The 24,676-nt window shown below is 32.4% G+C and carries 25 protein-coding genes, 1 tRNA gene and 1 pseudogene; 13 read left to right on the forward strand and 14 right to left on the reverse strand.

Annotation, left to right across the window (positions count from 1 at the left end):
* Nucleotides 1-144: 144 nt before the first annotated feature.
* The 3 genes from E0I61_RS06245 to E0I61_RS06255 form a co-directional block, all read right to left on the reverse strand.
* Nucleotides 145-2,682: a TonB-dependent receptor gene (locus E0I61_RS06245; protein ID WP_132070143.1), complete on the reverse strand. Its 2,538-nt coding sequence runs from the start codon at nucleotides 2,680-2,682 to the stop codon at nucleotides 145-147.
* Nucleotides 2,669-3,583: a FecR family protein gene (locus E0I61_RS06250; protein ID WP_132070145.1), complete on the reverse strand. Its 915-nt coding sequence runs from the start codon at nucleotides 3,581-3,583 to the stop codon at nucleotides 2,669-2,671. The genes E0I61_RS06245 and E0I61_RS06250 overlap by 14 nt, the downstream gene beginning before the upstream one ends.
* Nucleotides 3,584-3,644: 61 nt before the next feature.
* Nucleotides 3,645-4,160 carry an RNA polymerase sigma factor gene (locus tag E0I61_RS06255; protein WP_132070147.1) on the reverse strand — a complete coding sequence of 172 codons (516 nt, stop codon included), beginning with the start codon at nucleotides 4,158-4,160 and terminating at the stop codon, nucleotides 3,645-3,647.
* A 258-nt stretch (nucleotides 4,161-4,418) separates the two neighbouring features.
* Here E0I61_RS06255 and E0I61_RS06260 point away from each other — a divergent pair, with 258 nt between their 5' ends.
* The 3 genes from E0I61_RS06260 (at nucleotide 4,419) to E0I61_RS06270 (ending at nucleotide 6,946) form a co-directional block, all read left to right on the forward strand.
* Complete coding sequence (locus tag E0I61_RS06260; RefSeq protein WP_132070149.1) at nucleotides 4,419-5,462, forward strand: hypothetical protein; 1,044 nt, start codon at nucleotides 4,419-4,421, stop codon at nucleotides 5,460-5,462.
* A gap of 90 nt (nucleotides 5,463-5,552) precedes the next feature.
* Complete coding sequence (locus E0I61_RS06265; RefSeq protein WP_132070151.1) at nucleotides 5,553-6,329, forward strand: membrane metalloprotease; 777 nt, start codon at nucleotides 5,553-5,555, stop codon at nucleotides 6,327-6,329.
* A 35-nt stretch (nucleotides 6,330-6,364) separates the two neighbouring features.
* Nucleotides 6,365-6,946, forward strand: coding sequence for a porin family protein (locus tag E0I61_RS06270; RefSeq protein ID WP_132070153.1), 582 nt, complete (start codon nucleotides 6,365-6,367; stop codon nucleotides 6,944-6,946).
* An 89-nt stretch (nucleotides 6,947-7,035) separates the two neighbouring features.
* Here the strand turns inward: E0I61_RS06270 and E0I61_RS06275 are convergent, their stop codons facing one another.
* Both E0I61_RS06275 and E0I61_RS06280 read right to left on the reverse strand, forming a co-directional pair.
* Nucleotides 7,036-7,932, reverse strand: coding sequence for a hypothetical protein (locus E0I61_RS06275; protein WP_165930183.1), 897 nt, complete (start codon nucleotides 7,930-7,932; stop codon nucleotides 7,036-7,038).
* A 10-nt stretch (nucleotides 7,933-7,942) separates the two neighbouring features.
* Entirely contained in the window at nucleotides 7,943-8,362 is a 420-nt protein-coding gene (locus tag E0I61_RS06280) for a DM13 domain-containing protein (RefSeq protein WP_132070155.1), read from the reverse strand.
* Between the two features lie 174 nt (nucleotides 8,363-8,536).
* On the opposite strand from E0I61_RS06280, the gene E0I61_RS06285 reads away from it, so the two are divergent.
* Nucleotides 8,537-10,024: an aminotransferase class V-fold PLP-dependent enzyme gene (locus E0I61_RS06285; protein ID WP_132070157.1), complete on the forward strand. Its 1,488-nt coding sequence runs from the start codon at nucleotides 8,537-8,539 to the stop codon at nucleotides 10,022-10,024.
* A gap of 126 nt (nucleotides 10,025-10,150) precedes the next feature.
* Here E0I61_RS06285 and E0I61_RS06290 read toward each other — a convergent pair whose 3' ends face one another.
* Nucleotides 10,151-11,020, reverse strand: coding sequence for a lysophospholipid acyltransferase family protein (locus tag E0I61_RS06290; protein ID WP_132070159.1), 870 nt, complete (start codon nucleotides 11,018-11,020; stop codon nucleotides 10,151-10,153).
* Nucleotides 11,021-11,135: 115 nt separating this feature from the next.
* Between E0I61_RS06290 and E0I61_RS06295 the strand changes: the two genes are divergently transcribed.
* Both E0I61_RS06295 and E0I61_RS06300 read left to right on the forward strand, forming a co-directional pair.
* Nucleotides 11,136-11,774 carry a rhomboid family intramembrane serine protease gene (locus E0I61_RS06295; protein ID WP_131994010.1) on the forward strand — a complete coding sequence of 213 codons (639 nt, stop codon included), beginning with the start codon at nucleotides 11,136-11,138 and terminating at the stop codon, nucleotides 11,772-11,774.
* Between the two features lie 50 nt (nucleotides 11,775-11,824).
* Nucleotides 11,825-12,514 (forward strand): SIMPL domain-containing protein, encoded by a 690-nt coding sequence (locus E0I61_RS06300; RefSeq protein ID WP_132070161.1) that lies wholly within the window; start codon nucleotides 11,825-11,827, stop codon nucleotides 12,512-12,514.
* A 144-nt stretch (nucleotides 12,515-12,658) separates the two neighbouring features.
* On the opposite strand, the gene E0I61_RS06305 is transcribed toward E0I61_RS06300, so the two are convergent.
* The 5 genes and pseudogenes from E0I61_RS06305 to E0I61_RS06325 all read right to left on the reverse strand — a co-directional run bounded on the left by E0I61_RS06305 (nucleotide 12,659) and on the right by E0I61_RS06325 (nucleotide 15,251).
* A tRNA-Tyr gene (locus tag E0I61_RS06305) sits at nucleotides 12,659-12,740 on the reverse strand.
* 175 nt (nucleotides 12,741-12,915) lie between these two features.
* Nucleotides 12,916-13,302 (reverse strand): annotated as a pseudogene (locus E0I61_RS06310) (TlpA family protein disulfide reductase); the annotation flags it as partial.
* 18 nt (nucleotides 13,303-13,320) lie between these two features.
* The gene (locus E0I61_RS06315; RefSeq protein ID WP_131993706.1) at nucleotides 13,321-14,094 is read right to left on the reverse strand and encodes a DUF4369 domain-containing protein; all 774 of its coding nucleotides are present in this window, start codon (nucleotides 14,092-14,094) and stop codon (nucleotides 13,321-13,323) included.
* Between the two features lie 295 nt (nucleotides 14,095-14,389).
* Nucleotides 14,390-14,830, reverse strand: coding sequence for a KTSC domain-containing protein (locus E0I61_RS06320; RefSeq protein WP_131993703.1), 441 nt, complete (start codon nucleotides 14,828-14,830; stop codon nucleotides 14,390-14,392).
* A 175-nt stretch (nucleotides 14,831-15,005) separates the two neighbouring features.
* A complete protein-coding gene (locus E0I61_RS06325) occupies nucleotides 15,006-15,251 on the reverse strand; it encodes a hypothetical protein (RefSeq protein WP_131993700.1) in 246 nt (81 codons plus the stop codon).
* Nucleotides 15,252-15,342: 91 nt separating this feature from the next.
* On the opposite strand from E0I61_RS06325, the gene E0I61_RS06330 reads away from it, so the two are divergent.
* Nucleotides 15,343-15,888: a hypothetical protein gene (locus tag E0I61_RS06330; RefSeq protein WP_132070163.1), complete on the forward strand. Its 546-nt coding sequence runs from the start codon at nucleotides 15,343-15,345 to the stop codon at nucleotides 15,886-15,888.
* 35 nt (nucleotides 15,889-15,923) lie between these two features.
* Here E0I61_RS06330 and E0I61_RS06335 read toward each other — a convergent pair whose 3' ends face one another.
* Entirely contained in the window at nucleotides 15,924-16,331 is a 408-nt protein-coding gene (locus E0I61_RS06335; protein ID WP_131993694.1) for a response regulator, read from the reverse strand.
* The gene (locus E0I61_RS06340; protein WP_165930184.1) at nucleotides 16,328-19,168 is read right to left on the reverse strand and encodes a PAS domain S-box protein; all 2,841 of its coding nucleotides are present in this window, start codon (nucleotides 19,166-19,168) and stop codon (nucleotides 16,328-16,330) included. Before E0I61_RS06340 ends, E0I61_RS06335 begins: the two co-directional genes overlap by 4 nt.
* A gap of 368 nt (nucleotides 19,169-19,536) precedes the next feature.
* Here E0I61_RS06340 and E0I61_RS16255 point away from each other — a divergent pair, with 368 nt between their 5' ends.
* From E0I61_RS16255 to E0I61_RS06365, 6 genes are all read left to right on the forward strand, one after another.
* Nucleotides 19,537-19,689 (forward strand): hypothetical protein, encoded by a 153-nt coding sequence (locus E0I61_RS16255; protein WP_165930185.1) that lies wholly within the window; start codon nucleotides 19,537-19,539, stop codon nucleotides 19,687-19,689.
* A 2-nt stretch (nucleotides 19,690-19,691) separates the two neighbouring features.
* Nucleotides 19,692-19,922: a hypothetical protein gene (locus E0I61_RS06345; protein ID WP_131993688.1), complete on the forward strand. Its 231-nt coding sequence runs from the start codon at nucleotides 19,692-19,694 to the stop codon at nucleotides 19,920-19,922.
* A 31-nt stretch (nucleotides 19,923-19,953) separates the two neighbouring features.
* Nucleotides 19,954-20,337: a YchJ family protein gene (locus tag E0I61_RS06350; RefSeq protein ID WP_132070167.1), complete on the forward strand. Its 384-nt coding sequence runs from the start codon at nucleotides 19,954-19,956 to the stop codon at nucleotides 20,335-20,337.
* 107 nt (nucleotides 20,338-20,444) lie between these two features.
* Complete coding sequence (locus E0I61_RS06355) at nucleotides 20,445-21,563, forward strand: vWA domain-containing protein (protein ID WP_131993682.1); 1,119 nt, start codon at nucleotides 20,445-20,447, stop codon at nucleotides 21,561-21,563.
* Nucleotides 21,564-21,600: 37 nt separating this feature from the next.
* Nucleotides 21,601-23,064, forward strand: a complete 1,464-nt coding sequence (locus tag E0I61_RS06360) for an AAA family ATPase (RefSeq protein WP_132070169.1) — start codon at nucleotides 21,601-21,603, stop codon at nucleotides 23,062-23,064.
* A gap of 298 nt (nucleotides 23,065-23,362) precedes the next feature.
* The gene (locus tag E0I61_RS06365; RefSeq protein WP_132070171.1) at nucleotides 23,363-23,956 is read left to right on the forward strand and encodes a 2OG-Fe(II) oxygenase; all 594 of its coding nucleotides are present in this window, start codon (nucleotides 23,363-23,365) and stop codon (nucleotides 23,954-23,956) included.
* A 3-nt stretch (nucleotides 23,957-23,959) separates the two neighbouring features.
* Here the strand turns inward: E0I61_RS06365 and E0I61_RS06370 are convergent, their stop codons facing one another.
* The gene (locus tag E0I61_RS06370) at nucleotides 23,960-24,520 is read right to left on the reverse strand and encodes a 2'-5' RNA ligase family protein (protein WP_132070173.1); all 561 of its coding nucleotides are present in this window, start codon (nucleotides 24,518-24,520) and stop codon (nucleotides 23,960-23,962) included.
* Between the last annotated feature and the right edge of the window lie 156 nt (nucleotides 24,521-24,676).

The following is a 24,676-nucleotide window of genomic DNA, read 5'->3' on the forward strand; positions in this document are numbered from 1 at the left end:
TAAAAAGTAAGAATTTGCGAATATACAAAGCGATCTCTATAATTTATCATAAAATTTATTGGAATAAATTTGAAATCAATTCTTGCCAATTTTGAGCTTGACAAAGGGTAAAATTATAAATTAGCTTAAAGGTTAAGGCAAATATTAAAAATTAACCCTAAAACTTATATTTGGCGTTAAGCCAAGCGATTTATTATCTACTTGAATAGCATCATTCGAGTCATTTGGATTGACTTTATAATAGCGATTGATAAGATTATCCTGATTAGTAGCGTTAATGACACCGGCAGTAAACGAAGCTTTAATAGATTGTGACAGGTTGAAATTGTAATTTAAAGAAGCGTCTAAACGCATGAAATCATCTAAGTTTTCATGGTTTGGACAATCATAATTTACCATGGTATTATTTCCGTTTTGTACGGTTTCATTTCCCTCAATTGGTTTTGTATACGGCTGCCCATTTCTCCAAACACCGCCAACAGCTATTTTTAGATTTTTAAGAATATCGTAATAAAAACCAAGCGATACGGAATGCCTTATATCTACATTATTAGGAAAGGTTGAAGGTGTAAAAGTATCAAATTCATAGTCATTTGTACTGAAAGTATAGCTTACCCAAACGCTATATTGACGCGCTGTTTTATTGGCTAAAAATTCAAAACCTTTAGCAGTGTAACTTCCATTCGCGTTAGTAAACTGAAAGCTGTTATAGAAACCCTGATTGGAAGCTGTAATGCCGTCAACAATTTTATAAAAACCTGTAGCTTCTACATTTAGTTTGTTTTGATTGAATTCCACACCAAAAGAACCTTGTTTACTCGTTGCAATGGGAATGTCTTTATCGTTTACTAAAACCCAACGCCTTTTTTCGACACCTAAAAAATCATCCTCAAAATCCACTATTTGAGTAGTAGATTGGTTTTTGAATTCCCCTTCTAATTTTAAAGCAAATTGATCTGATAGTTTTTGTCGAATGTTTATTCTTGGCTCGACCAAAAACTTTTCGAATTTTTGAAAATAATTCAAACGCAATCCAACTCTCAAATACGTGTTGTTTTTATTGTATTCGATTTCAGAAAATAAGGCGTGATTCAATAAAACATCTTTTTTAGTGCTGGAGTAAAACGGAGCACTAACGGTGGTTTGGTTTAACATCCCCGTTTCGTTGAATTGGTAGCCAAACAAGAAATTTAAGTTGTCATTAGTTTTGTAATACGTATTGAGTTTAGCTCCAGTTTCCATCACTTCATTGGCTTCAGTTAAGCGCTGATCCGTTTCTACTCTGTAATCGGTAGCATCAATATTGTATCTGGAAAAGTAAGTGATGAAGTTTGAGCTTAATTTTGGATTCCATTGTGCTTTCCAACTTCCTCCGTAACCCATGTTTTTCTGGGATAAATTACTGGTTTTAGGTTGGGTTTCATTTGAATTTGTAATGCGGCTTTCTGAATAATCCAATGCATTATTAATACCAATAATATTCGCTCTAAATTGATGTTTTTCATTTAAATCGAAAAGTAATTTAGCGGTATAATCATAAAAGTAAAAATCAGAAGACGTATTATTCTGGTCACTATCCGCATTGATTTCAGTGTCTTGAAAACTACGATCAAAGTATTTAGTGTACGTAGGAGATTTAAACAAATCAGTAATAGAACGACGTCCTGAAATATGAAGCTCTATTTTTTTAGTTATTGGAATTTCTAAAAAGGCATCGGCACTAATAGAGTTAATTCCTGCGCCACCAGAAAAGGCATTGGTGACCAGATCTTTCGTATACATATTGATACTACTGGAAACGCCATCGCTGTATTCAGCACTTGTTCCGTTTTTACTGACGATAACTTTATTGGTAAGATTAGGATTGTAAGCGGATATTAACCCGAAGAAATGACCGGAATGATACATTTTGATATTATCCCAAAGCACTAAATTCTGATCGTTAGTCCCACCACGTACGTTGATATTAGCAATGCTTTCATTGGTACTTTCCACACCGGGAAGCGCTTGAACAGATTGCAAAATGTCGGGTTCTATTAATCCGGGAAGAATCCCGAATTTTTTAGTATTTAAAACAGTGCTTCCATCTAGGTATTTCTGTAATCCGGGCGTTAAATAGACATTTATCAGAACCTGATTCAATTCTTCATTTTTTGTTGAAAGAACAATTTCCTTGCAATTATTTTGTGCAGAAAACAATTCGTTAGCAGAAAACTGTCTGGATTCAAAACCCAAATAAGAAACGGTCAACGTTGCAGTTATTGGAATATTTTGCAGGTTAAATGTGCCGTTTTTATCGGTTATTGTACTTCTTCCGATGTTATTTACAAGTACTGAAGCGCCAACCAAACGAGATTTTTTTTCATCAGAAAAAACAATGCCACAAACGGATATTGTTTTGTTTAGCACTGAAACAGTAACATATCGATTGTCTAGAGCTTTGAAATTTAAAAGCGTTTTCGAGTTTAGATAATCAATTGTTTCTTGTAATGTAAAAGAAGTATTTGGTTGCTCAATTGCAGTATTTGCAACATCTTCAACGGCATACGAAAACTTGATGTTGAATTGTTTTTCGAGGGAAATAATAACCTCACTTAAAGGTGTTTTTTTAGTTGTATTTTGTCCGTAACAAATACTGCCAATACAAAGTAACAGAGAAATCAGCCATTTATTTAACACCATAGTTGTAAAATATAATGTTTTTGCCTTCAATCCTGTAACTTAATTTAAGCGGAATTGTAACCGCTTGAAGCGCTATTCCTTTATCAGTATGTGTAAAAGTTCCGGTAAAGAGTTTTGAAGTGTCAACGCCTTCAACTTTAATTTTCATATCGTATTGACGCTCTAATTCTGCAATAACCTGATCTAAAGGAATTTTATTAAAGCTTGATTCTTGTTGAATCCACGAAGGGTTTTCGGCATTAAAATCTTCAACATTTTCGATAATGCCATTTATAACTCGGAATGTTTTTCCGGGAGGCAATTTAATGGTTTCGTTATTATACGTTACACTCACCAAACCTTCGTAACAATGAACCTCAAAATAGTTTTTGCGTTCTTTTACGTTAAATTGTGTCCCTAAAACGGTAACGACTCCCGCAGTTGTGTTTACACTAAAAGTTTGGCCTTTCTGAACTTTGAAAAAAGCTTCTCCTTCTAAAGTTAAAGCTCTTTTATCAGCCCATTTTTTTTCGTTAAAACTTAATTTTGAAGCGGAGTTTAATATTACTTCAGAATTATCAGGAAGCGTAACTGCTTTTGTTTGCGCTATTTGAGTTTCAAAAGATGTAATGTTGTTAAAAAATAAGAAATAAGTTGAGGTTAACATAACAACTAGAACAGCAGCAACTCTATAGAATGCGTTAACGTTTAAAGTTCTTACTTTTGTTTTCTTTTTAGAATGGTTTCTGGCTTTAAAAGCTTCTAAAGCAGCGTGGGCATCTACTTTTGGGGTTTCCAGTTGTGATGCATAATGAGTAATTTTTTCAAGTGTTTGCAAATCTTCAGATTGTTTTAAATCCTCAATTTCTTTGCTTGAAAGCTCATTATTTAACCATTTTAATATCTCTTTTTCGTTTTTCATTTTATATCTCTATGTTTATAAGACAACTAACTTTTAAATTACCCTACAGCTAAATGACTAATTAAATATTTTCTATTTGGGCTCTTAACAGTTGCAACGCTCCAGACATTCTTTTTTCTACGGTTTTTTGAGAAATATTGAGTAACTCAGCGATTTCCCTGTATTTTTTTCCATCTATTCGATTCAATAAAAATACTTCTCGCTGTGCTTCACTTAATGATGCGATTGCTTTGGTGAGTTTTTGTTTGAATTCTTCTTCTTCGAATAAATATTCGGGACTTTGATTATTTGTATCTAAGTTAGGCGCATCTTTGGCGTACCTCAATACTACTTTTTGATGTTTTATGTTATTTAGAAATAAATTATTAATGCTGGTAAACAAGTACGTTTTGACCTTACTAAAGTCAATTTTGGAACAATTCTCCCAAATTTTTGTAAACGCATCTTGTACCAAATCTAATGCAGCTTCATCATCACCACATTTGTAATACGCAAAATTATTTGCTGATTGCACGTGCTTTAAGTAAAAGTCTCTAAAGTGATTTTCGTCGCAAAGTGTACTGTTTTCGTCGCTCATTGAGTATTAATTCATTTTTTGTAGGTTGTAAATGTAAAATATTTTTTCAAAAAGCAGTTGAGTAAATTATAATTGCTTTTTTATGAAAAATAGTTTAAAATTTAATTTGTTGATTTGTAGTGTTTTATGAATTTATTTGTGAAATTTTATATTTTTTTTAAAATTTTGATAGGGTAAAAATAAACGTAGTTGTCTTACTAATAGAAAGGCGCTAAAAACATCGCTTGTAAATATAAAAAAAACATTAAATTTGAAATTATGAAAAAGTTAAAAATTGTTACAGGAATTGCATTGATGGCTATCTTAAGTTTTACCTCATGCCAAAGTGAAGTAGATGAGGTAGAAGGAGAAAATCCAAATACCAATTCGGCTAATTCAACTACAACAAATAATCTAAAACGTACTTCGATGCACGATGGATCATTTGATGATTTCTTGGATGGAGCATCATGTTCATCAATCATATTACCAATTACCGCTAAAGTAAATGGAGTTCAGGTTTCCATTGTTAGTCAATTGGATTACCAACAAGTTATTAGCATTTTGGGACAGTCTAATAATGACCAAGATTCAGTAATATTACAATTTCCTTTAAAAATTAAATCAAGTAATTATACAGAGGTTGCCGTTGCTAATCAAACGGAGTATAATGCTATTCTTAATGCGTGTACAGCAGCGGAAGCTTCGGGTCAAGATGCTATTTCTTCTGTAAATATCAGCTTCCCAATTACAATTTTTACGTATAATTTAAGTTTTCAACAAACAGGAAGTGTTGTCATCACATCCGAACAACAATTATATACGTATATGTCTAATGTAAGCAGCACAGAATTATTTTCGGTAAACTATCCGATTTCAGTGAAAATTGCGGATGGAACAAAAACAACTGTTTCAAGTGATGCTGAATTGCAAGCAGCTATTACTGCATCTTTAAAAACTGAAGCAACGATGGCAGAAGCAGTTCAAAATGGAAAAAAATTAGAAACGATTTTGGTGAACGGTAAGTTTAAAGTAGATTCTTATGTAAATGCAGGAGTTAATTCAGCAAACAACTATTCTGGGTATGCAATAGATTTCGCAAATAATTTATCGGTAACAGCCATGAATCAATTGAATACAACAGTAAATGGTACCTATGCGGTAAGCTCGGAATTAAATGTTTTTCTAAAACTAAATTTTTCAGGTAATGCTTCGTTTACTTTATTGAATAATACTTGGAAAGTAACAAGTTTTACTGCTTCGACAATCACATTGCAAAGTAAGACTGATGCTGCAGTAATATTAGTATTGAAACAAATATAGTTAGGATTTTGATTGGTTAGTTTTTTCAAAGAACAGCTACTAAACATATTGTAGCTGTTCTTTAATATAAACATATAATATAAAATAATAATGAAAAAAGTAATTACTCTACTCACTATAGGTTTGTTCCTATTAGTGATTTCTTGTTCAAAAGAAGATGATCCATTAGATAACTCAATTGCAGTAAATCCTAATACAAATAAACAGCAAACTGGAAGTTCTTCTAACGATTTATTATCAGATAAAAAGTTCAAGAGTATGGTTATTGAAGTGGTGTACGTGGCCGGTTTTGAGCCAAGCAGTACAACAATTAATAATTTTGTAAGCTTTCTTACTGCAAGAACATATAAGCCAAACGGTATTAGTGTTATAAAACGTTCTATACCATCACCAGGGAATTCACCTTACACAGATGCAGAGATTGTAACTATTGAAGATGCTAACAGAACAAAATATAACACTTCTGATGTAATAGCGGTTTGGGCATTTTTTGCAGATGGGAAATCTTCAAAAGATACTGATACAGGGGTTATCCTAGGAACGGCTTACAGAAATACTTCTTTTGTTATTTTCGAACAAACTATTCAAGGTTTGAGCGATAGTCCAGTTGAACCCAGTAGAAGTTTGTTAGAAACAACAGTAATTACACATGAATTTGGACATATATTAGGATTGACTAACCTTGGTACAGCCTTGCAAAGCAATCACGAAGATGCAGCGCATCCAAAACATTGTATTGAAAAAACCTGTTTAATGTATTGGTCATCCGAAACCGGAAGCGGTATTGGAAATATGGTTTCGGGTGGTTCAGCACCACAATTAGATGCGCAATGTATAGCAGATCTTCGTGCCAATGGAGGGAAATAAAATTTAATTTAAATAACTATAATAATATGAAACAAATGAAATCAAAATTTTTAGCAATAGCTTTATTTATTGGAATAGGCTCAACAATGAATGCTCAGGACAGTGCTATTCCCAAATCGAATGGAGGAATAAAAGGAGGTTATAATTTAGCTGCAGTAAGTTTTGACGGAGATGGAGAAACAGAACAACGACACGGTTTTCATATAGGAGTTTATGGCGAGTCATTTATTAGCGAAAGCTTTTCTATACAACCTGAATTGATGTATTCTCAACAAGGATACGAAATAACAAATAGCAGTGGGACTTTTACGCAAAAATTAGATTACATAAACTTACCAATAATGCTTAAAGCATATCCTTCTCAAAATTTCTTTTTGGAAGCGGGTCCACAAATTGGATTAGCAGTTTCTCATAAAGAAGAATATGATGGACTTTTTAGTGGTTCACAAGAGTATGAGCCTAATAATTTTGATTGGGGAATAAACTTTGGAGGAGGGTTTAAAACCGATTCTGGTATTAGTTTAGGAGTGCGTTATCATTTAGGTTTAGGAGATTTATATGATGACGGCAAAGCACAAAACAGAGTGCTACAATTTTCATTAGGGTTTGATTTATAATCATAAATAGTTTTAAAAATAGAATGCCCAAGAAAATTTCTTGGGCATTCTTTTATGTATTTTCGAAAGTAAAAAATCTGATTTGTCTTTTAAAAAGACACTTTGTAAATTATTCCTGCGGTGAATTTCCGAGTTAATCCGTCAGGGCGAACTTCTCGAACTACAAATGGTGTGGCTAAAGATAATTCGATGCTGTTTTGAGTATTAATAGCATAGGCGCCAATTATATTTCCGTTTATTGTCAATCCATCAGAGTCTTTTATCGTTTCTCTTTTTCCAAAAGCATTTTCAAAACTATCTTCTCCTAAATGATAAATAAATAATACATTGGGTTTGAAAGTGAATTTTTTATTAGAAGTTTGAAACGTATATGTAGTTCGAAACAATGCATCTGGTTTTCTTTCGAATAAATTAGTGGAAGGAAAATCATCCGTATTGGAGAACTCCTTGAAGTACGAATTTTTATTGTTATTGAAGACGGGAATTTGGACAGCCGTATTAAAATCCCATTTTTTATAATTAAGATTCAATCCTGCAATCAAATCAAAAGTTCCTAAACTGGATTGATAATCTAAAGGAAGTGAAAACTCATTTATTTTAAGATTTGAACTCGTAAAAGGTATTTTAAAACCCAAAAGTGAACTCCATTGCGTATTCGTTTTTGGTTTCCAATTGTAATTCCCTATCAAATATGCATCACCAAAAGCGCCTCGTTTACCAAAACTTCCACTTGCAACGGAATATGTGATTTTAGAACTTAGCGCAAATCGTTCGTTAATAGTTCTGGTATAGCTGATATAAGGTGAAAAATAAATGACATCAGCTTCGCCTGCACCAAAAATACTTCCTACTTCAATTCCGTTTTTTAATTCTTTATCTGTAATTTGAAAACCGGTTCCAATGGAACAAATTCCGGCATCGCTACAACCTTGTGCAAAGGAGTTAGAGAACATTCCAATAGCGATGATTAGCAGTAGTTTTTTCATAAATCAGGTTTTAATTTTGAGATAATTGCGCCACTGCAAAAAGATGACTATACTGTTGGCAGTGAATCAGTATATATTTATAAGCTGAAACATTAACCTGATTTGGAATTGCATACACAGTGGAAGATGTTAAATTACCTAGATTCACAAAATCTGTAGGGGTTGCATTTTTTGACAGGTATACTTTCAAATCGGGACCGCTGGAAACACTAAAACCGTCCAATCGCACTTCATTTTGATTTCCATTCAAATAAATTTTAGCAGAACCGGTAACTTTGATTCCTGAGGTTGGCATAAAATTACCGGTAGCTACAGGAGAATTGTTTTCAGGAATTGGTATGCTTAACTCAGCATCACGGGTCAAATCGCCTTCTACTTCACAAGAAAGTAAAAGCAAGCAAAGCGGTAGTGTAAAAACAATTTTTTTCATAGTGAAAATGTTTTTTAATTCGTTAATCAAATATAAAACGAAACAAAATCAGAGTTTGTCAGCTACTTTACATTTGGACCATGTTTATAAATTTATTTAAAAATCAGTATTAACTAAATTTGAAAAAGACTATTTAGTAAAAATCAATATCTTTGAACTCAAATTAAACATACAATGATTACCAAAGAAGCGTCAACACAATTAGAGCAATACTTTCAACAGTTTCGCGATAACATAATCGGAATAGATCAAGAGTTTGAATCTCCTTATGGGCGAAAACAAATTATTTATACGGATTGGACGGCGAGTGGTCGTTTGTATCGTCCTATAGAAGAAAAATTAATGAATCAATTTGGTCCTTTTGTGGCCAATACGCATACAGAAACTACGGTTTCGGGAACTGCGATGACTAAAGCATACCATCAAGCGCGTCATATTATTAAACATCACGTGAATGCAAGTGCTGACGATGTTTTGATTACTGATGGAACAGGAATGACAGGTGTTGTCAATAAATTCCAACGAATCTTGGGCTTAAAAGTACCCGAAAACTTAAAAAATTTCATCACTATTCCAGCCGAAAAGAAACCAATTGTTTTTATTTCGCACATGGAACATCATTCGAATCAAACGTCTTGGCTAGAAACCATTGCTGATGTTGAAGTTATTCCTTCTTCAGAAGATGGATTGTTCAGCATAGAAAATCTTGAGCTTTTATTAGAAAAATATAAAGAGCGCCCTTTTAAAATAGCTTCGATCACATCGTGCTCGAATGTTACGGGAATCAGAACTCCGTATCATGAAGTGGCAAAAATAATGCATCAAAATAACGGACTTTGTTTCGTGGATTTTGCTTGTTCAGGACCTTATGTAAAAATCGACATGCATCCTGAAGAGGCTGAAAGTTATTTGGACGCGATTTTCTTTTCACCTCATAAATTCCTTGGCGGACCTGGAACTTGTGGTGTTTTGGTTTTTAATAAAAAATTATATCAAAATTTAGTTCCTGATAATCCGGGTGGAGGAACGGTAAGTTGGACGAATCCTTGGGGAGAACACAAATACATCGATAATATCGAAGATAGGGAAGATGGTGGTACTCCGGGGTTTCTTCAGGTAATAAAAACCGCATTGGCTGTTCAGTTGAAAGAGCAAATGGGGATTGAAAATATCTTAAAAAGAGAGCACGAAATAGTAGATTATATTTTCTCAGAATTAGGAAATATTTCCAATATTAAAATCCTTGCAGGACAGCATCATGATAGGTTAGGGGTGATTTCTTTCTTTGTGGAAGATTTGCATTTTAACTTGGGCGTGAAATTACTGAATGATAAATTCGGAATTCAAACTCGTGGCGGTTGCAGTTGTGCCGGAACGTATGGGCACTTTTTATTGCACGTAGACCAGGAAACGTCCCATAAATTAATAGACGAAATTACTCTTGGAGATTTAATCAGAAAGCCGGGCTGGATTAGAATGTCTATTCATCCTACAACTACAAATGCCGAAATTGAATTTGTTTGTAACGGAATAAAAGCATTGGCTGAAAATCATAAAACTTGGGCTTTGGATTATGATTATAATCCTGCTACCAATGAGTTTATAAATAAGAATGCACAACCGTTAGAAGATGAATTGGTAAAAAACTGGTTTTCTTTGTAAGATTCAAAGGTTCAAAGATTGAAAAAATCACCTATTCAAAAACTATACGGTTTTTGAATAGGTGATTTTTTATTTAACTGACCAGTGAGGCTGATTACTGCGACTGATTACTGAACACTCTAACCTCTAACGGCGGTGTTTCCATCTTTTATGCGTCCAGAAATAATATTCAGGAGCTTCCAGAATTTGTTTTTCTACTTCTCGTAAAAAGGTGTTGGTAATCTCAAAATCAGGAATCGATCTGGGATTATCTGTAATGGGTACAAAAGTAGCTTTGTAAAAACCTCTTTTTACTTTTTTTACTTTTACAAAAAGAACATTCAAATCGTATTTTTTGGCAAGCATTTCGGCACCGGTATGAACAGGAACTTCTACGCCCATAAATTTATCCCAATGAAAGGCTCTATTTAATTTTGGAGATTGATCACTGGCAAGCCCATACATGCTAAGAATCTCATTTTTTTGGTTTTCGGCCATCAATGGAATCGCTTTTTTAGTTTCCACTAGTTCAGCATTGTATTTGGATCGAATGTCTCGTATTAGTTTATCAAAGTATTTATTGGTAATTTTTTTATAAACGCCTATTCCTTTAAATTTTGTTTTCTCGTTGATAGACAATAACCACTCCCAACTCGCATAATGTGATGCCAATAAAACAGTGCTTTTTCCTTTGTTTTCGAATTCTTTTACCAATTCGATATTGGTGACTACGAATCTTCTGTTCATTTCAGCAGATGAAATTGTCATGGTTTTTATCATTTCCAAAAACATATCACACAAGTGGTGGTACGATTTTTTTTCAATGACAAGACGCTCTTCTGCACTAAGATGCGGTAAAGCCAGTGCCAAATTATATTTAACCGTTTTTTTGCGGTAGCCAATAATATAATAAACAATTAAATAGATGAAATCAGAAAACCAATAGAAAACCCTAAATGGAAGAATGGAAATAATCCATAAAAGCGGAAAGGTTAAGATAAAAACAAGAAATTGCATGCCGTTATTTTTCTTGCAAATATAAGTCAAAAATGTAGATTGATATTAATTTTGACGGCTTACTGTATCGGTATTTTAGAATGACTATCTTTACAATTCACAATAAACACACTTTATGAATACCGTTTTAATAGCAATAATTGTAGTAAATGTTTTAATTAGTTACAAGGGGTTTAACGACCTTTCTTTTTTTAGAAAATATGAATTTCATGTTGGGAGTATTCGTACAGGAGAACAAATTAGAATGTTATCGTCTGGTTTTCTTCATGCTGACATGACTCATTTGATTTTTAATATGTTGACGCTTTGGTTTTTTGCTCCGGTAGTCATTAGTTATTTAGGTGCTTTTTCTTTTGGATTGATTTATTTTGGAAGTTTAATTTTTGGAAGTTTACTCACGATGGTTTTCCATAAAAATGATTATGGTTATAGAGCTGTAGGTGCATCTGGAGCGGTAACCGGAGTTTTGTACTCAGCAATATTATTACAGCCGGATATGATGTTGGGAATCTTTTTTATTATCCCAATGCCTGCTTATATTTTTGGAATCCTTTATTTATTGTATTCTATTTACGGTATGAAGGCTAAGAATGATAATATAGGACATACGGCTCATTTTGGAGGCGCTGTAGGTGGTTATTTGATTACATTGCTCAAAGAGCCTACTTTATTAGTAGATCATACTTTAATGGTGATATTATTGGCTATTCCAATAGTTATTCTTTTTGTGATGGAAAAAATGGGAAAACTATAATGGCACAACTTTTGAAAAGAAATTAGTACAAACAATTAAATTATATAAAAATGAAAAAAGCACTATTAATTCTGTCGGTTCTATTTATTTCGATGTCTTATGGACAAGAAGTTAAGCAAGTTCCTCAAATAAATGTAAGTGGAGAAGGAAAAGTAAAAGTTATCCCGGATCAAGCCACTGTAGCGGTAACTGTTGAAACAAAAGGGAATAATGCCAAAGAGGTAAAAAAGCAAAATGATGAAAAGATAGAGGCAGTTTTAAAGTTTATTAAAAAAATGAACTTGGCGCCGACAGATTATAAAACGCAACGTGTTTCATTGAATCCACAATACGATTATGAAAAAAAGAAACACAGTTATAATGCTACTCAAACAATAGAAATTCTATTGAGAGATTTATTAAAGTATGATGAATTGATGGAAGGTTTGGTAGACCAAGGAATTAATAGAATTGACAATGTTACTTTTCAATCTTCAAAGTTGGCACAATATCAATCAGAAGCTAGAAAATTAGCAATGAAAGAGGCTAAATTGAAAGCAGAGGATTATGTTTCTGTTTTAGGACAAAAAGTTGGGCGTGCCATGACAATATCTGATAATTCACAAACCTATTATCCGCAGCCAATGTATGCAGCAATGAAAACAATGGAAATGAGTGATGCTAGTGCGCCAAGAGAAACTCTGGCGGTAGGAGAAATCAATATTACAGCTAATGTAACAGTGAGTTTTATTTTAGAATAAAGAAGCTAAAAATTATAGTTAAATAATCCCATCTCAGATAAAAATGAGATGGGATTATTTTTTGAATCGACTACAATACTAAATGTGATGAAAGTATCAATTAGGATAAATAAAAAAACGCTACAATTGCTTGAAGCGTTTTTGTGGGGAGAGTAGGATTCGAACCTACGAAGACGTAGTCAGCAGATTTACAGTCTGCCCTCGTTGGCCGCTTGAGTATCTCCCCGAAGCCTTTGAGTACAACACTTATTTGTTGTAAGCGGTTGCAAATATAGAAACAGTTTTGGTTTCTGCAAACTAATTTTGCGCTTAATTTTAGGATTATTTTTAATGTGTTGGTATTGAATAAAATAAAAAAATCTCCACTAGGGAGATTTTTTGTTTTATACCGATAAATGGGATTATTTTGCTAAAAGTTCTAAAACTTTTGCTCTAAGTTCCGCACCTCTTAAATCTTTTGCGACTACATTTCCAGATGCATCTAGAATGAAAGTAGCCGGTATCGATTCTACTTTATATTGCTTAGCTATAGGTTCATCCCAAAATTTCAAGTTTGAAACATGATTCCATGTTAGTTTATCTTTTGCAATAGCATCTTTCCAGGCTTTGGCATCTTTATCTAAAGATACGCCAATTATGTTAAGACCTTTACTGTGTAGCTCTTTGTAAATTGCTACAACATTTGGATTTTCTTGTCGACAAGGTCCACACCATGAAGCCCAAAAGTCAACGATTGTTACCTTTCCTAAATTTTCTTTTAGAGAAATTGTTTTCCCTTGAGGATTAGGACCTGAAAAATCTGTCCTTCATTTAGCTTCAACAGCAGCCGGTACCCCTACAGCAGGAGCAGCTCCTACAGCGGGCATTTTCATTTCAGCAAGTTTAGCTTTAATGGCGATACCTGGTTTTGTTTTTTTCAATGACTCTTCTAAGCTGTTGTATAATTTTTCAGATTTTGCAACATCAGCAGTTGGATCATTTAACATCCCTTGAATAATCAAAGCAGAAATGAATGCTTTAGGATGTGTTTCAGCATAAGTTACGTATTTGGCTTTTGAAGCTGCACCAACTTCTTCTTGAATTTTAGAAAATTCTTGCATCAACTTATTGATAACTACTGTATCTTTAGTTTGTTGCGCTGTATTCATTGCCTGCATGTTTTTGGTTTGAAAATCCATAAGTTTCTTTTGAACCTTAGTGATTTCTTCATTGAATGCTACGTATTCGTCATTATTATAAGTTCCTGAAACTTTAGATTTTTGGATACTGTCTTTGTTAATGGCGATAGTTACTTCTCCATTTTCTAATATGAAAGGTATTTTTGCTTGAGCTCCTTCTAATTGGATAGTATAAAACGATGGTTCAGTAATTGACCCTTTCATTTCAAATTTACCGTTCTCAACTTTCACGGTGTCTTTAGCAATCAATCCCATGCCATTAGCATCTTGAGTTTCCAAGATAATTGTTTTACCATTTTCAATTCCTGTTGCAGTTCCTGAAATGATGTATTCATCTTTGCCAACTTTGCTACAAGAAATTAAAACAACAGCAGCAGAAAGTAATAAAATTATTTTTTTCATTATTAATTAGTTAATTAAGTTAAGGTTGCAAAAGTATTTAAAAAATATAAAATACAAATTATTTTGCAACCTAAATTTTTGTTATAATTTTTCATTCTTAATTAGAAGGTATTGTGTATTTTATTTGTAGGTGTTTTGTAATATAAACAATCAATGTTTTTATTTTAAATTTCGATTTAAAATTAATTCTTTAAGATTGTAATTATATGTTTATGAAATAGTTATCGTAAAATTATAAAATAAAAAAAGCACCCTGATAAAGGATGCTTAGCTATTTTTTTGATTTTCTAAAAAACTAGTCTTGGTTGATTGTTTTTCTCCAAGTAAAAGAATTTAGGATATGTCTTTTTGCAAATCTTCCAGGAGAATCAGCATTTACCATTTTTACATAAGTTGCTTTTGGCACGCTGATGTATTCGTAAACACTACCATTTGAAAAATTAATAATCAATCTTCCTTCAACAAACTTATAGTCTGAAATTGTAGCAGTTGCTATAGTTTCAGTATATTCAGGTAAGTTTTGTTTAAGAGTTTCAGGATTGATACTTACCAAAAAATGATATGCTTCAATGATTTTTTTACTATTTTCTTCTGCAGCTTTCAATCCAGATTCATCACCCTGAAATTTGTCAGGATGCGCTTCTTTCATAGCGTTACGATAAATCGTTTTTAATTCTTTAAGCTCTGCAGTTTTATCTACATTTAGCAGTTTGCGGTATTCAACTATTTTTTTCATAAATAAAGGTAACTACTTGTCTTTTACTATTAAATCAATGTAATTTGATTTCAAAATCGACAAATTTTTTGCAAAGGTACACTTTTTTTTAAATTTTTAGTTTGTGACAAAAAAATATTCAAAAAAAAGAATTTGAATTCTATTTTTTTTTCTTAAAAAGTAAGAGGAAAATATATTATTGTTGTGGTTTATTATTGGCTTTATCGAAGTTTTTCGATTTTTTTGGATATTTATTATAACTGATATCGCTTGGATTTTCAATTATAGATTTTATTGTAATCCAATCACCAACAGTATGTTTTTGGGCCATTTTATAGTCTAAAAGATATGCACCACAAAAAAAGTTGTTGTTTTCATCTTTTTCCATAATTCCGGTGTAAACACCTTTTTGTAACATTCTTTCTTCAGAAGCTTTGGTCATAATCAATTTATTTTTACTAATTCTTGTTGGCAAAGTTAATCAAATATTACTTGTCTTACTATGTTTTAGACTTTCTGGTTACCTTTGTTTAATGGAAAAAATATTTCGTCCCAGCCCCAATTCCTTCAAAAATACTTTTTGTGTCTTTCATGAAGAGTCTTTGGACAGCATAAATGGATTAGAACTTCAGTACGACAGTAAATCGGGAAGTAAATATTATTATACTAAAGTAGGAATGTATCGTTTGTCTAATCACTGGGGGCGATTGGCTAACAATAAGTGGCGTTTAGAACCATTGGAACCAGAAATAGATTCTAAAATAAAATTAGGTTTTGCACCTTGGACCAATTTTTATCCAGATAATACTTTGGAAGAATTATATTATTTAGAAGCAAATTATCTAAAAAAAACGGTTAATTATCAGCATAAAAAGAATCCAAATTATGATAATAAAGCCATACTTAGATCCAGTTTTGAAACTACAAAAAGAATCAAGCAAGTCCGAAATTTATTTAATCTGACTTCTTGGGCTAAGTATTTTGATTATGATGATTTGGACGTTTTGAGAAAAAAAATTATCGATAAATTAATTTTGACCAATAAATCATTGGAAGAAATAAAAAGAGAATTGAAATAATTCTAAGGGATAATTTATTCAAAAACGTTTAACTTTTAATTATCTGAAGCAATTAATACTAAATCACTGATAGTGACTGGTTTAGATAAATAACCTAAAATATCTGAATATGTTTTTGATTTGTTTTTATCCTCAGCAGCAATAGAAGAACTTACAATATATACGATAATTTGTTTGCTGAATTTAGATTTTATTAACCCCATTTTCTCCATGAATTCCCAACCATCCATAATTGGCATATTGATATCCAATAGGATTATGTCCGGAAGTACTTCTGTATTATCCAGTTTATAAAGTATAGTATCATGTAATGCATCTATTGCTTCTTTCCCGTTTTTGAAAGTCGTAATGGTTGAAAACATTTCAGATCTTTGAATGATTTTATTAATGATGATTTGATAAATTGGGTCATCATCGATTACCCAGATTGTTTTTTTTGTCATTGGATATAGATTTTAAATGTTGTTCCTAAATTAGGTTCACTTTCCACAGTTATATTTCCGCCCATGGCATCAATTTGATTTTTTGTAATAAATAATCCAATTCCTTTTGAATCAGAATTATTAGAGAATGTTTTATACATTCCAAAAATTTTATCAGCATTCTTAACAAGGTCAATCCCAATACCATTGTCTGAAATCTGAAGTACGTTCATATCATTCTCCATAAGCCATTTTATTTTTATAATTGGTTTGCGTTCCGGATGGCTATATCTAATGGAGTTAGAAATAATATTGTAAAGGATACTCTCTAGATAGGCTGGATTATAATTCACCATAACATTATCTGGCATGATTGTAGAAATGGAAACATCTTTTGAGTTTATTTGCTCAGAAAGGACTCTTTGAACAGTTTCTAAATACTGCTGTAAATTTAATGATTCTGACACCAGACCAATATTGGTTCTTATGTTTATGACTTCGTTTAAGTGAATCATGGTTTCATTTAAGGAATTTGAAACAGATTTTAATAATTGTATCATTTCATCTTTCTCCTCCTCAGATTCAGAAGATTCTATTATAGCCATAATAGATGCGATGTTACTGGTATGGGATCTTAAATTGTGTGAAACAATATAGGAAAAGTTAAGCAGCCTTTTGTTTTGTTCAGTGACTAAATTGAAAGAGTCATTTAAATCTTTCTCGGCTTCTTTTGTTGTTGTGATATCAATCATTATGCCTCTTAAACTAAAAGCTTGACCATTTTCGGAAATTACATTTACAATAGCTCTTAACCAAACTACAGCTCCGTTCTTAGCAACCATTCGATACTCAAAATCATAATTTAAATTTTCTTTGGTTTTTAAAGTACAATAATCGAGCGTCCATTTTCTGTCTTCAGGATGAATATGGTCTGCCCAGAAAGTTTTACTTGCCAACCATTCTTCTGCATTATATCCCAATATTTTTTCTGCTTTTTGACTTATGAAATTAAAAGAAAAGGTTTTAGCGTCACATTCCCAAACTATTCCATCAATAGTATTAATTAAGGATTCGATTCTTTGTTGTGATTTAAGAATTATGTTTTCGGATAGTTTTCGGTCCGTAATGTCTTCAGTGGAAACAATGATTCTATCTAATGTTTTTTCATAACCCCGAATTACATTCCATCTTAAATTTACGTTACGATATTCCCCTTCTTTGTTTTTTATTTTGGTATCAATAATTAATTGTTTTTTACCTTGAGTTATTGCAATTAGTTGTTTTGTAAAATCGGCAATGGAATCTTTATCGATGATTTGTGAAAGACCAGAGATTAATTCTTCTTTAGTTCTAACTTTATGAAGGTGTAAGCACATTGTATTTACATCAATAATTTTTACTAAAGCAATACATTCATGAACCACATCAGGGTGCATTTTTAAATAAAGAGAAACTGTCTCTGGAGTTTCATTGACAAGATTTAATTTTTGAAGATAATTTTTAACTTTAGAAAAATCTTCTTCCCACAAAGGAATTGGGGAATCTTCAAATAGACTTTTAAATCGGGTTTCACTTTTTTTGATTAATTTTTGAGCTTCTTTTTTTAATGAAATATCTTCAACAATAGAGATATGGGTTGTCACTTTTTTTCCTTTTTTAAAGAGTGGAGATACAGTAAGATTTATCCAAACAATAGCACCAGATTTTGTATAACATCGTTTTTCCATAGAATACGCTGCGATTTTTCCATCTCTGAGCTTTTCTAAATTCATTAAATCTTCTTTTAAATCTCCTGGGTGTGTTATCGATTGAAAACTTCTCTCTTTCATTTCTTGTTGTGAATACCCTAATAATTTACAATATTGATTGTTAATCTCAATAAAATTGCCCGTAAATGAATCTATATGTGCTATTCCTACAGCTGCCTGATCAAAAATCGCCTCAAATTTTATTTCAGAATTAAAAAGTTTTGTTGCTTGAATATTTACTAGAGATTGAAGTTCTTCAGGAATTTTTAATAAAGTGTAAATAAGAATACCAAAAAGCGCGGCTAAAATTAGACCTATAATTCCTGGAATCAGAATTTGGGCGTAAAAATAATTCGGATGTTTAGATATTAAGTATAATTTCCAATCACCATCAGGAATAGTTGTAGAGATATGGTATTTTTTAGAAAAATCACTTTTATTGGGTAAGTAAAAAATTTCCTTTTTGGTAACTGGATTTTTCTTTGAAAACTGAAAATAGTATTTTGAATCATCAACAGTATTTATTCCTGAAGATTTCAATAAAGTATTAAATTTAATAATAACAGCTGAAAATCCCCAAAACTTATTGTTTTGAAAAACGGGAAATCTACCTACAATCCCCATTCCGCCTTGTTTTAGTTTTAAAGGACCGGCAAAATACATCTTTTGAGATGCAACGGACTTTAAAGCTTCCCCTTTAAGATGAGGAGCCGCTAAAATATTTAAATTTATTGCAGCTTCATTATTTTTCAAGGGATAGATATACTTTATCACCCCATTAGGAACTAATTGTACCGCACTGATGTTATTGTTTGATTCTATCAGCTTTTTACCTACATAATCAAAATTTTCTGGAACTCCTTTATCATTAATAGTTAATGCTAATGTTAGTGTGGTTGTATAACAGTTTTTAAGTGATTGTTCTAAATTTTGATTGACAATTTGAAGGATGCTATTCATTTCCCGCTGCTCATCCTCTTTTATAAGTTGATATTGCTGATATACAAGAAAGCCTACAACATAGCTCAGGAATAAGAAAGTGATAAAACCCGTTGTTTTCGGTTTGTTTAAGAACCAACTAATAAATTCCGGGTATTTTTTATTGCTCATTTGTACTAATTGGAAGGATTGAGAAAGCTCAATTTTTAAAAAATAAATATAGATAAAAATAATATAACACCATAACATTTTAATACTATAGTTAAATTCTTAATTTTTAACCTGTTGAAATGGTTTATGTGATTATTCATATTTTATTGTAGTGTCAAAAATTATATAAAAACCAATATTTCTGAAAAAAAGTATAATATCTTGTTATAAAAAACAGAAATAATCAGAATAAATACGAAAAGTGATTATATGGCTATTTTTAAAATGCTAAACTCTATGGTTAAAAACAATTGAATTTCAATAAATAACCCGAACTTTGCAAGAGTTCTCAGATTAAATAGTCGATTTGATAATTATAAAAAAATGACATGGGCAGAAATAACGAAAGAAATATAAAAAAGCACAACGACAAGTTGCATAAAGCTCAGGATAAAGTAAAACAAGCTGAAATTCTCCGTAAAGAAAAACTAAAACAAATTGCCAAACAGTTTAACGAGAGTAAGGATTTAGAAAATAATTAAAGATGGAAAACAATAAATTTGCGGATCTAAAAAAAGGGGTTCAAGAAATAATTGATTTGATTGCCAGTAGAAATGGTAAAGAGGCTAATAATAAATTAGTTGAAGTGAGCGAAGATTTAGATGAGTTGCTTGACTTTGCAGAAGAAGACGAAGATCTAATCGAAATCAGTAAGTATCAAGTACTGTTGAATCAATTGCAACAAAAGATAGTTGCACTTGACGGACAATTATAATGTTATAGATTTCAATAGTTTTTTATATAAAATGACAAAAATAAAATGCCATTGTGGTTCTCAAAAAAATTTTGATCAGTGTTGCGAACCATTTATTAATGGAGCTGAAAAAGCATCAACAGCTTTAGAATTAATGCGTTCCCGTTATTCGGCTTACGCAACACATGCCGCCGAATACTTATTGGCCACAACCCATATTTCAGAAAGAAAACAGTATTCTAAATCTGAAATTCTAAATTGGGCCATTTCAAATCAATGGCTTCAATTAGAAATTGTAAAAGCGACAGAAAATACTGTGGAGTTCAAAGCCTATTTTTTGGATAGCAAGCTTCAAAAACAAATTCATCACGAACTTTCTACTTTTAAATTCGAAAACGAGAATTGGTTTTATGTAAATGGGAAGTTTTTTGATTAGTTCCCTTTACTAATAAAATCTAGGATAATTTTGTCTCCAAGTTTTTAACTAAAAATTAATAAACGTTTGTCTAGACTACATTTTAAAATGATGTAATTTTAAAGTCTATGAAAAATGATAATAAAAAAGGATTTTATTTTAAGCAATACGAAGCCCCATTTCAGTCTCCGTTTGATAAGCTCTTTGGTATTTTTAAAGAATTAATTACACATACTTCGGGAGATTTTGATGAAGCAATCGACTGGTTGCGGGAATTAGACAAAGAATATAAACTCACCGATAAACAGTATACCATTGATGATTTTATCGAAGATTTGAAGAAAAAAGGTTACATCCGCGATGAACTCAAAGACGATGGAACTTCAGGAATTGGAATTACTGCCAAAACAGAACGCGCCATTCGACAACAAGCTTTAGATAACATTTTTGGTAATTTAAAACGTTCCGGAAGTGGAAATCACAAAACAAAACATGCCGGAAACGGAGATGAACATACCGGTGAATTTCGGGAATTTCATTTTGGTGATGGACTGGAGCGTATTTCGTTGACCGAAAGTTTGCGTAACGCCCAAATCAATAATGGTGTAGCTGATTTTATGCTAACCGAAAATGATTTGGTGGTTGAAGAAACCCAATACAAGTCCCAAATGAGTACGGTTTTGATGATTGATATCAGTCACAGCATGATTTTGTATGGAGAAGACCGAATCACACCTGCTAAAAAAGTAGCGATGGCTCTTGCTGAATTGATTACAACACGTTATCCGAAAGATACTTTAGATATTTTAGTTTTTGGAAATGACGCTTGGACGATTGCAATTCGGGATTTACCCTATTTAAAAGTCGGGCCGTACCATACCAATACGGTAGCCGGTTTACAACTGGCTATGGATTTACTTCGCCGAAAACGAAACACCAACAAACAAATTTTCATGATTACCGATGGAAAGCCAAGTTGTGTTCGCGAAAAAGACGGTTCCTATTATATGAACAGCAATGGACTCGATGAATATATTGTCGATAAATGCTACAATCAGGCGCAACAAGCCCGAAAATTGCACATTCCAATAACCACTTTTATGATTGCCAATGATCCGTATTTACAGCAATTTGTAAATCGGTTTACCGAAGCCAATCAAGGAAAAGCATTTTACACCGGATTGAAAGGACTTGGTGAAATGATTTTTGAAGATTATGAAACGAATCGTAAAAAAAGAATAAAATAAAGATTAGAAAAAGATGCAAGAAAAGATAATTCACAATATGAAAATAGAAAATATAAAAACACTCGGAGAATTAAAACACTCGGGTTACGAAAGTAAAAGCATTAAAGATGAATTGCGTTCCAACCTTAGAGAAAAAATAAAATCTGGAAAGCCAACATTTGAAGGCGTTCACGGTTTTGAGAATACCGTTATTCCAGAATTAGAACGCGCTATTTTATCGCGTCACAACATCAATTTATTAGGGCTTCGCGGTCAAGCCAAAACCAGACTGGCTCGTAAAATGATTGAATTACTCGATGAATACATTCCGTTTGTGACTGGTTCCGAAATTAATGACGATCCTATGCAACCAATTTCGCGTTTTGCCAAAGATATAATTGAAATTAAAGGAGATGAAACTCCAATTTCTTGGTTACACAGAAACGACCGTTTCTTCGAAAAATTAGCTACGCCAGACGTTACCGTTGCTGATTTAATTGGTGATGTTGATCCTATAAAAGCAGCCAATTTGAAACTATCGTATGCAGATGATCGTGTGATACACTTTGGGATGATTCCAAGAGCGAATCGCTGTATTTTCGTCATTAATGAACTGCCTGATTTACAGGCTCGAATTCAGGTAGCGCTGTTTAATATTTTACAGGAAGGTGATATCCAGATTAGGGGTTTTAAGTTGCGAATGCCACTGGATATGCAATTCGTTTTTACCGCAAATCCCGAAGATTATACGAATCGTGGAAGTATTGTGACGCCATTAAAAGACAGGATTGGTTCCCAAATTTTGACACATTATCCGGAAACCATTAAAATTGCCCGAAAGATTACAGAACAGGAAGCTAAACTAGATGCTTCACAAAGCGATATGGTTTACGTACCTTCATTAGCGCGGGATTTATTGGAACAAATAAGTTTTGAAGCAAGGGAAAGTGAATATATTGATAACAAAAGTGGCGTGAGTGCCAGATTGAGTATCACGGCTTTAGAGAATTTATTAAGTACCGCAGAACGCCGAGCATTGAAATCAGGAGAAGATAAAACAAGCTTACGATTATCTGATTTTATGGGTATTATTCCTGCCATTACCGGAAAAGTCGAATTGGTTTATGAAGGAGAGCAGGAGGGAGCAGCCGCTGTGGCGCAGCATTTATTAGGGGATGCGATTCATACTTTTTTCCCGGCTTATTTTCCAAAAATTGAAAAACTGGAAAAACAGGACGAGAAAACACCTTATACCGATATTATCGAATGGTTTTTTGCCGAAAGCGGTTTTGAATTATTGGATGATTGTTCGGATGAGGAATATCAAAGAATCTTGGGAAGTATTGTCCCGCTTGAGATTTTGATTAAGAAATACCAACCACAACTGGAAAAAGAAGACAAATTCTTTATGAAAGAATTTATTCTTTGGGGTTTGGTAGAATATAAAAAACTGAGCAAAGACCGCTTCTCTGAGGGGTATCAGTTCAAGGATATTTATGGAAGTTTTATTAGTAAATTATAAATAACAACAAGGGTTTGGATTCATTTCTAAACCCTTTTTTATTAATATTCAGCAGCATTTTATTCCTTGAATATTTATAGATTGAACGATGAAAAGTATTTAGGAGTCTTAAGTTTAAAGTTTTTATAATGTACTTAAATGCCTTACATGGTTGAAATTGACATTATGTTTCTACCTTTTCTGTTTTTAAAGGTGGCGAGTTTACACTATAATTTTTATTTATTTCACAATGAGACGCTAACGGTTTTATTTAGTCTACCTTGCCCCGTTGACAGTCTAAACTGTCAATAAAAAAGACATGGAAAATTGCTTTGAGGCTTTGATTGCTACTTATATTGAAAATAAGGTAGGCATATCCGAAAATTTTTTGAGTACCGATTTGGCCAATAACTTAAAGCAAAACTTGCTTACTTTAAATCAGAAAAGTTTGTTGATGGAAGCAGGAATTGGCAACTCAGAGAAAGTTTCTTATGATGGTGCGATACGAAGCGATTCTATTTATTGGCTTGACAAAAAACATAACAACGTATTCGAAAATGAATTTTTTGCTCAAATTGAAGCATTTATTATCTATTTGAACCAAAGTTGTTATGCCGGAATAACAGGTTATGAATTTCATTATTCATTGTATGAATCGGGTGATTTTTATTTAAAACACTTGGATCAATTCAAGAACAATCCCAGTCGAAAATACTCTATGATTAGTTATTTAAACAGCGATTGGCAAGAAAGTGATGGAGGAGAATTGCTGATTCATCAATTAGACAACAATCAGAAAATTTCACCTACACAAGGCAAGACTGTTTTCTTTAAAAGTGACGAGCTAGTTCACGAAGTTTTGGTAACACAAAATACCAGAATGAGCATTACTGGATGGTTGAAGAGTGATTAATAACTAAAAAAGCGTTCCTTGTATAAGTTTGGGTTGAGGATTACTGTTGAATTTAAAAGTATCAGTTACAAAAAACTGTTTTATATTCTCATCAAACTTTCGTAAAACAATACTGTCACACAAAAAAACGGTGTCAATTTCGGTAAACAAACGATTCGCTTTTTGAAGCTTTTCAGGAGTTAATCTTCGCGCAATAGACAAGTGCGGATCGTTGCTTTTTTGTAAATCAAATCTTCGAAGTGATTCATGAACTCGTTTCATTATGGGTTTCAAACTGTTTTTAGAATCTTCGTTGGGCGATATAAAAAACGCACCATTGGGATAGGAACCAAATCCATTCAAACACACTTCAATCGGTTCCAAAGTATCACACAATCTGACTAATTGATTTTTAATAATTTCAATCGATTTATCGGTAGTTTTGAATTCACAAATGGTAATATGACCCACAGAATTTTTACTGTGAAACCAACCCGCTTCCTTTGCCAATTGATTTTTCATGGATTTAACTAAAGCAATAATATCATCCGAAGGGTATATCGCAACAGAATATTGTTTTTCCATAGGTTATGATTTACGCTTTATGCAAAAGTAAAGATTTAGTTATTGCAATTTTCATTGGATTTTTTTTATTGCAATAGTTTTATTTTCTGATACAGAAAGTAACTGGATATGAAAAAAAAGACTTCCAACCCTTGATTCGCATAATTCGTTTAGAAA

It is taken from the genome of Flavobacterium ranwuense (assembly GCF_004349315.1).
GTDB lineage: Bacteria > Bacteroidota > Bacteroidia > Flavobacteriales > Flavobacteriaceae > Flavobacterium > Flavobacterium ranwuense.

Bases quoted from the DNA above. Each gene is read 5' to 3' on its own strand.
- E0I61_RS06245 (WP_132070143.1), bottom strand. From the start codon at position 2,682: ATGGTGTTAAATAAATGGCTGATTTCTCTGTTACTTTGTATTGGCAGT.
- E0I61_RS06250 (WP_132070145.1), bottom strand. From the start codon at position 3,583: ATGAAAAACGAAAAAGAGATATTAAAATGGTTAAATAATGAGCTTTCA.
- E0I61_RS06255 (WP_132070147.1), bottom strand. From the start codon at position 4,160: ATGAGCGACGAAAACAGTACACTTTGCGACGAAAATCACTTTAGAGAC.
- E0I61_RS06260 (WP_132070149.1), top strand. From the start codon at position 4,419: ATGAAAAAGTTAAAAATTGTTACAGGAATTGCATTGATGGCTATCTTA.
- E0I61_RS06265 (WP_132070151.1), top strand. From the start codon at position 5,553: ATGAAAAAAGTAATTACTCTACTCACTATAGGTTTGTTCCTATTAGTG.
- E0I61_RS06270 (WP_132070153.1), top strand. From the start codon at position 6,365: ATGAAATCAAAATTTTTAGCAATAGCTTTATTTATTGGAATAGGCTCA.
- E0I61_RS06275 (WP_165930183.1), bottom strand. From the start codon at position 7,932: ATGAAAAAACTACTGCTAATCATCGCTATTGGAATGTTCTCTAACTCC.
- E0I61_RS06280 (WP_132070155.1), bottom strand. From the start codon at position 8,362: ATGAAAAAAATTGTTTTTACACTACCGCTTTGCTTGCTTTTACTTTCT.
- E0I61_RS06285 (WP_132070157.1), top strand. From the start codon at position 8,537: ATGATTACCAAAGAAGCGTCAACACAATTAGAGCAATACTTTCAACAG.
- E0I61_RS06290 (WP_132070159.1), bottom strand. From the start codon at position 11,020: ATGCAATTTCTTGTTTTTATCTTAACCTTTCCGCTTTTATGGATTATT.
- E0I61_RS06295 (WP_131994010.1), top strand. From the start codon at position 11,136: ATGAATACCGTTTTAATAGCAATAATTGTAGTAAATGTTTTAATTAGT.
- E0I61_RS06300 (WP_132070161.1), top strand. From the start codon at position 11,825: ATGAAAAAAGCACTATTAATTCTGTCGGTTCTATTTATTTCGATGTCT.
- E0I61_RS06315 (WP_131993706.1), bottom strand. From the start codon at position 14,094: ATGAAAAAAATAATTTTATTACTTTCTGCTGCTGTTGTTTTAATTTCT.
- E0I61_RS06320 (WP_131993703.1), bottom strand. From the start codon at position 14,830: ATGAAAAAAATAGTTGAATACCGCAAACTGCTAAATGTAGATAAAACT.
- E0I61_RS06325 (WP_131993700.1), bottom strand. From the start codon at position 15,251: ATGACCAAAGCTTCTGAAGAAAGAATGTTACAAAAAGGTGTTTACACC.
- E0I61_RS06330 (WP_132070163.1), top strand. From the start codon at position 15,343: ATGGAAAAAATATTTCGTCCCAGCCCCAATTCCTTCAAAAATACTTTT.
- E0I61_RS06335 (WP_131993694.1), bottom strand. From the start codon at position 16,331: ATGACAAAAAAAACAATCTGGGTAATCGATGATGACCCAATTTATCAA.
- E0I61_RS06340 (WP_165930184.1), bottom strand. From the start codon at position 19,168: ATGAGCAATAAAAAATACCCGGAATTTATTAGTTGGTTCTTAAACAAA.
- E0I61_RS16255 (WP_165930185.1), top strand. From the start codon at position 19,537: ATGGGCAGAAATAACGAAAGAAATATAAAAAAGCACAACGACAAGTTG.
- E0I61_RS06345 (WP_131993688.1), top strand. From the start codon at position 19,692: ATGGAAAACAATAAATTTGCGGATCTAAAAAAAGGGGTTCAAGAAATA.
- E0I61_RS06350 (WP_132070167.1), top strand. From the start codon at position 19,954: ATGACAAAAATAAAATGCCATTGTGGTTCTCAAAAAAATTTTGATCAG.
- E0I61_RS06355 (WP_131993682.1), top strand. From the start codon at position 20,445: ATGAAAAATGATAATAAAAAAGGATTTTATTTTAAGCAATACGAAGCC.
- E0I61_RS06360 (WP_132070169.1), top strand. From the start codon at position 21,601: ATGAAAATAGAAAATATAAAAACACTCGGAGAATTAAAACACTCGGGT.
- E0I61_RS06365 (WP_132070171.1), top strand. From the start codon at position 23,363: ATGGAAAATTGCTTTGAGGCTTTGATTGCTACTTATATTGAAAATAAG.
- E0I61_RS06370 (WP_132070173.1), bottom strand. From the start codon at position 24,520: ATGGAAAAACAATATTCTGTTGCGATATACCCTTCGGATGATATTATT.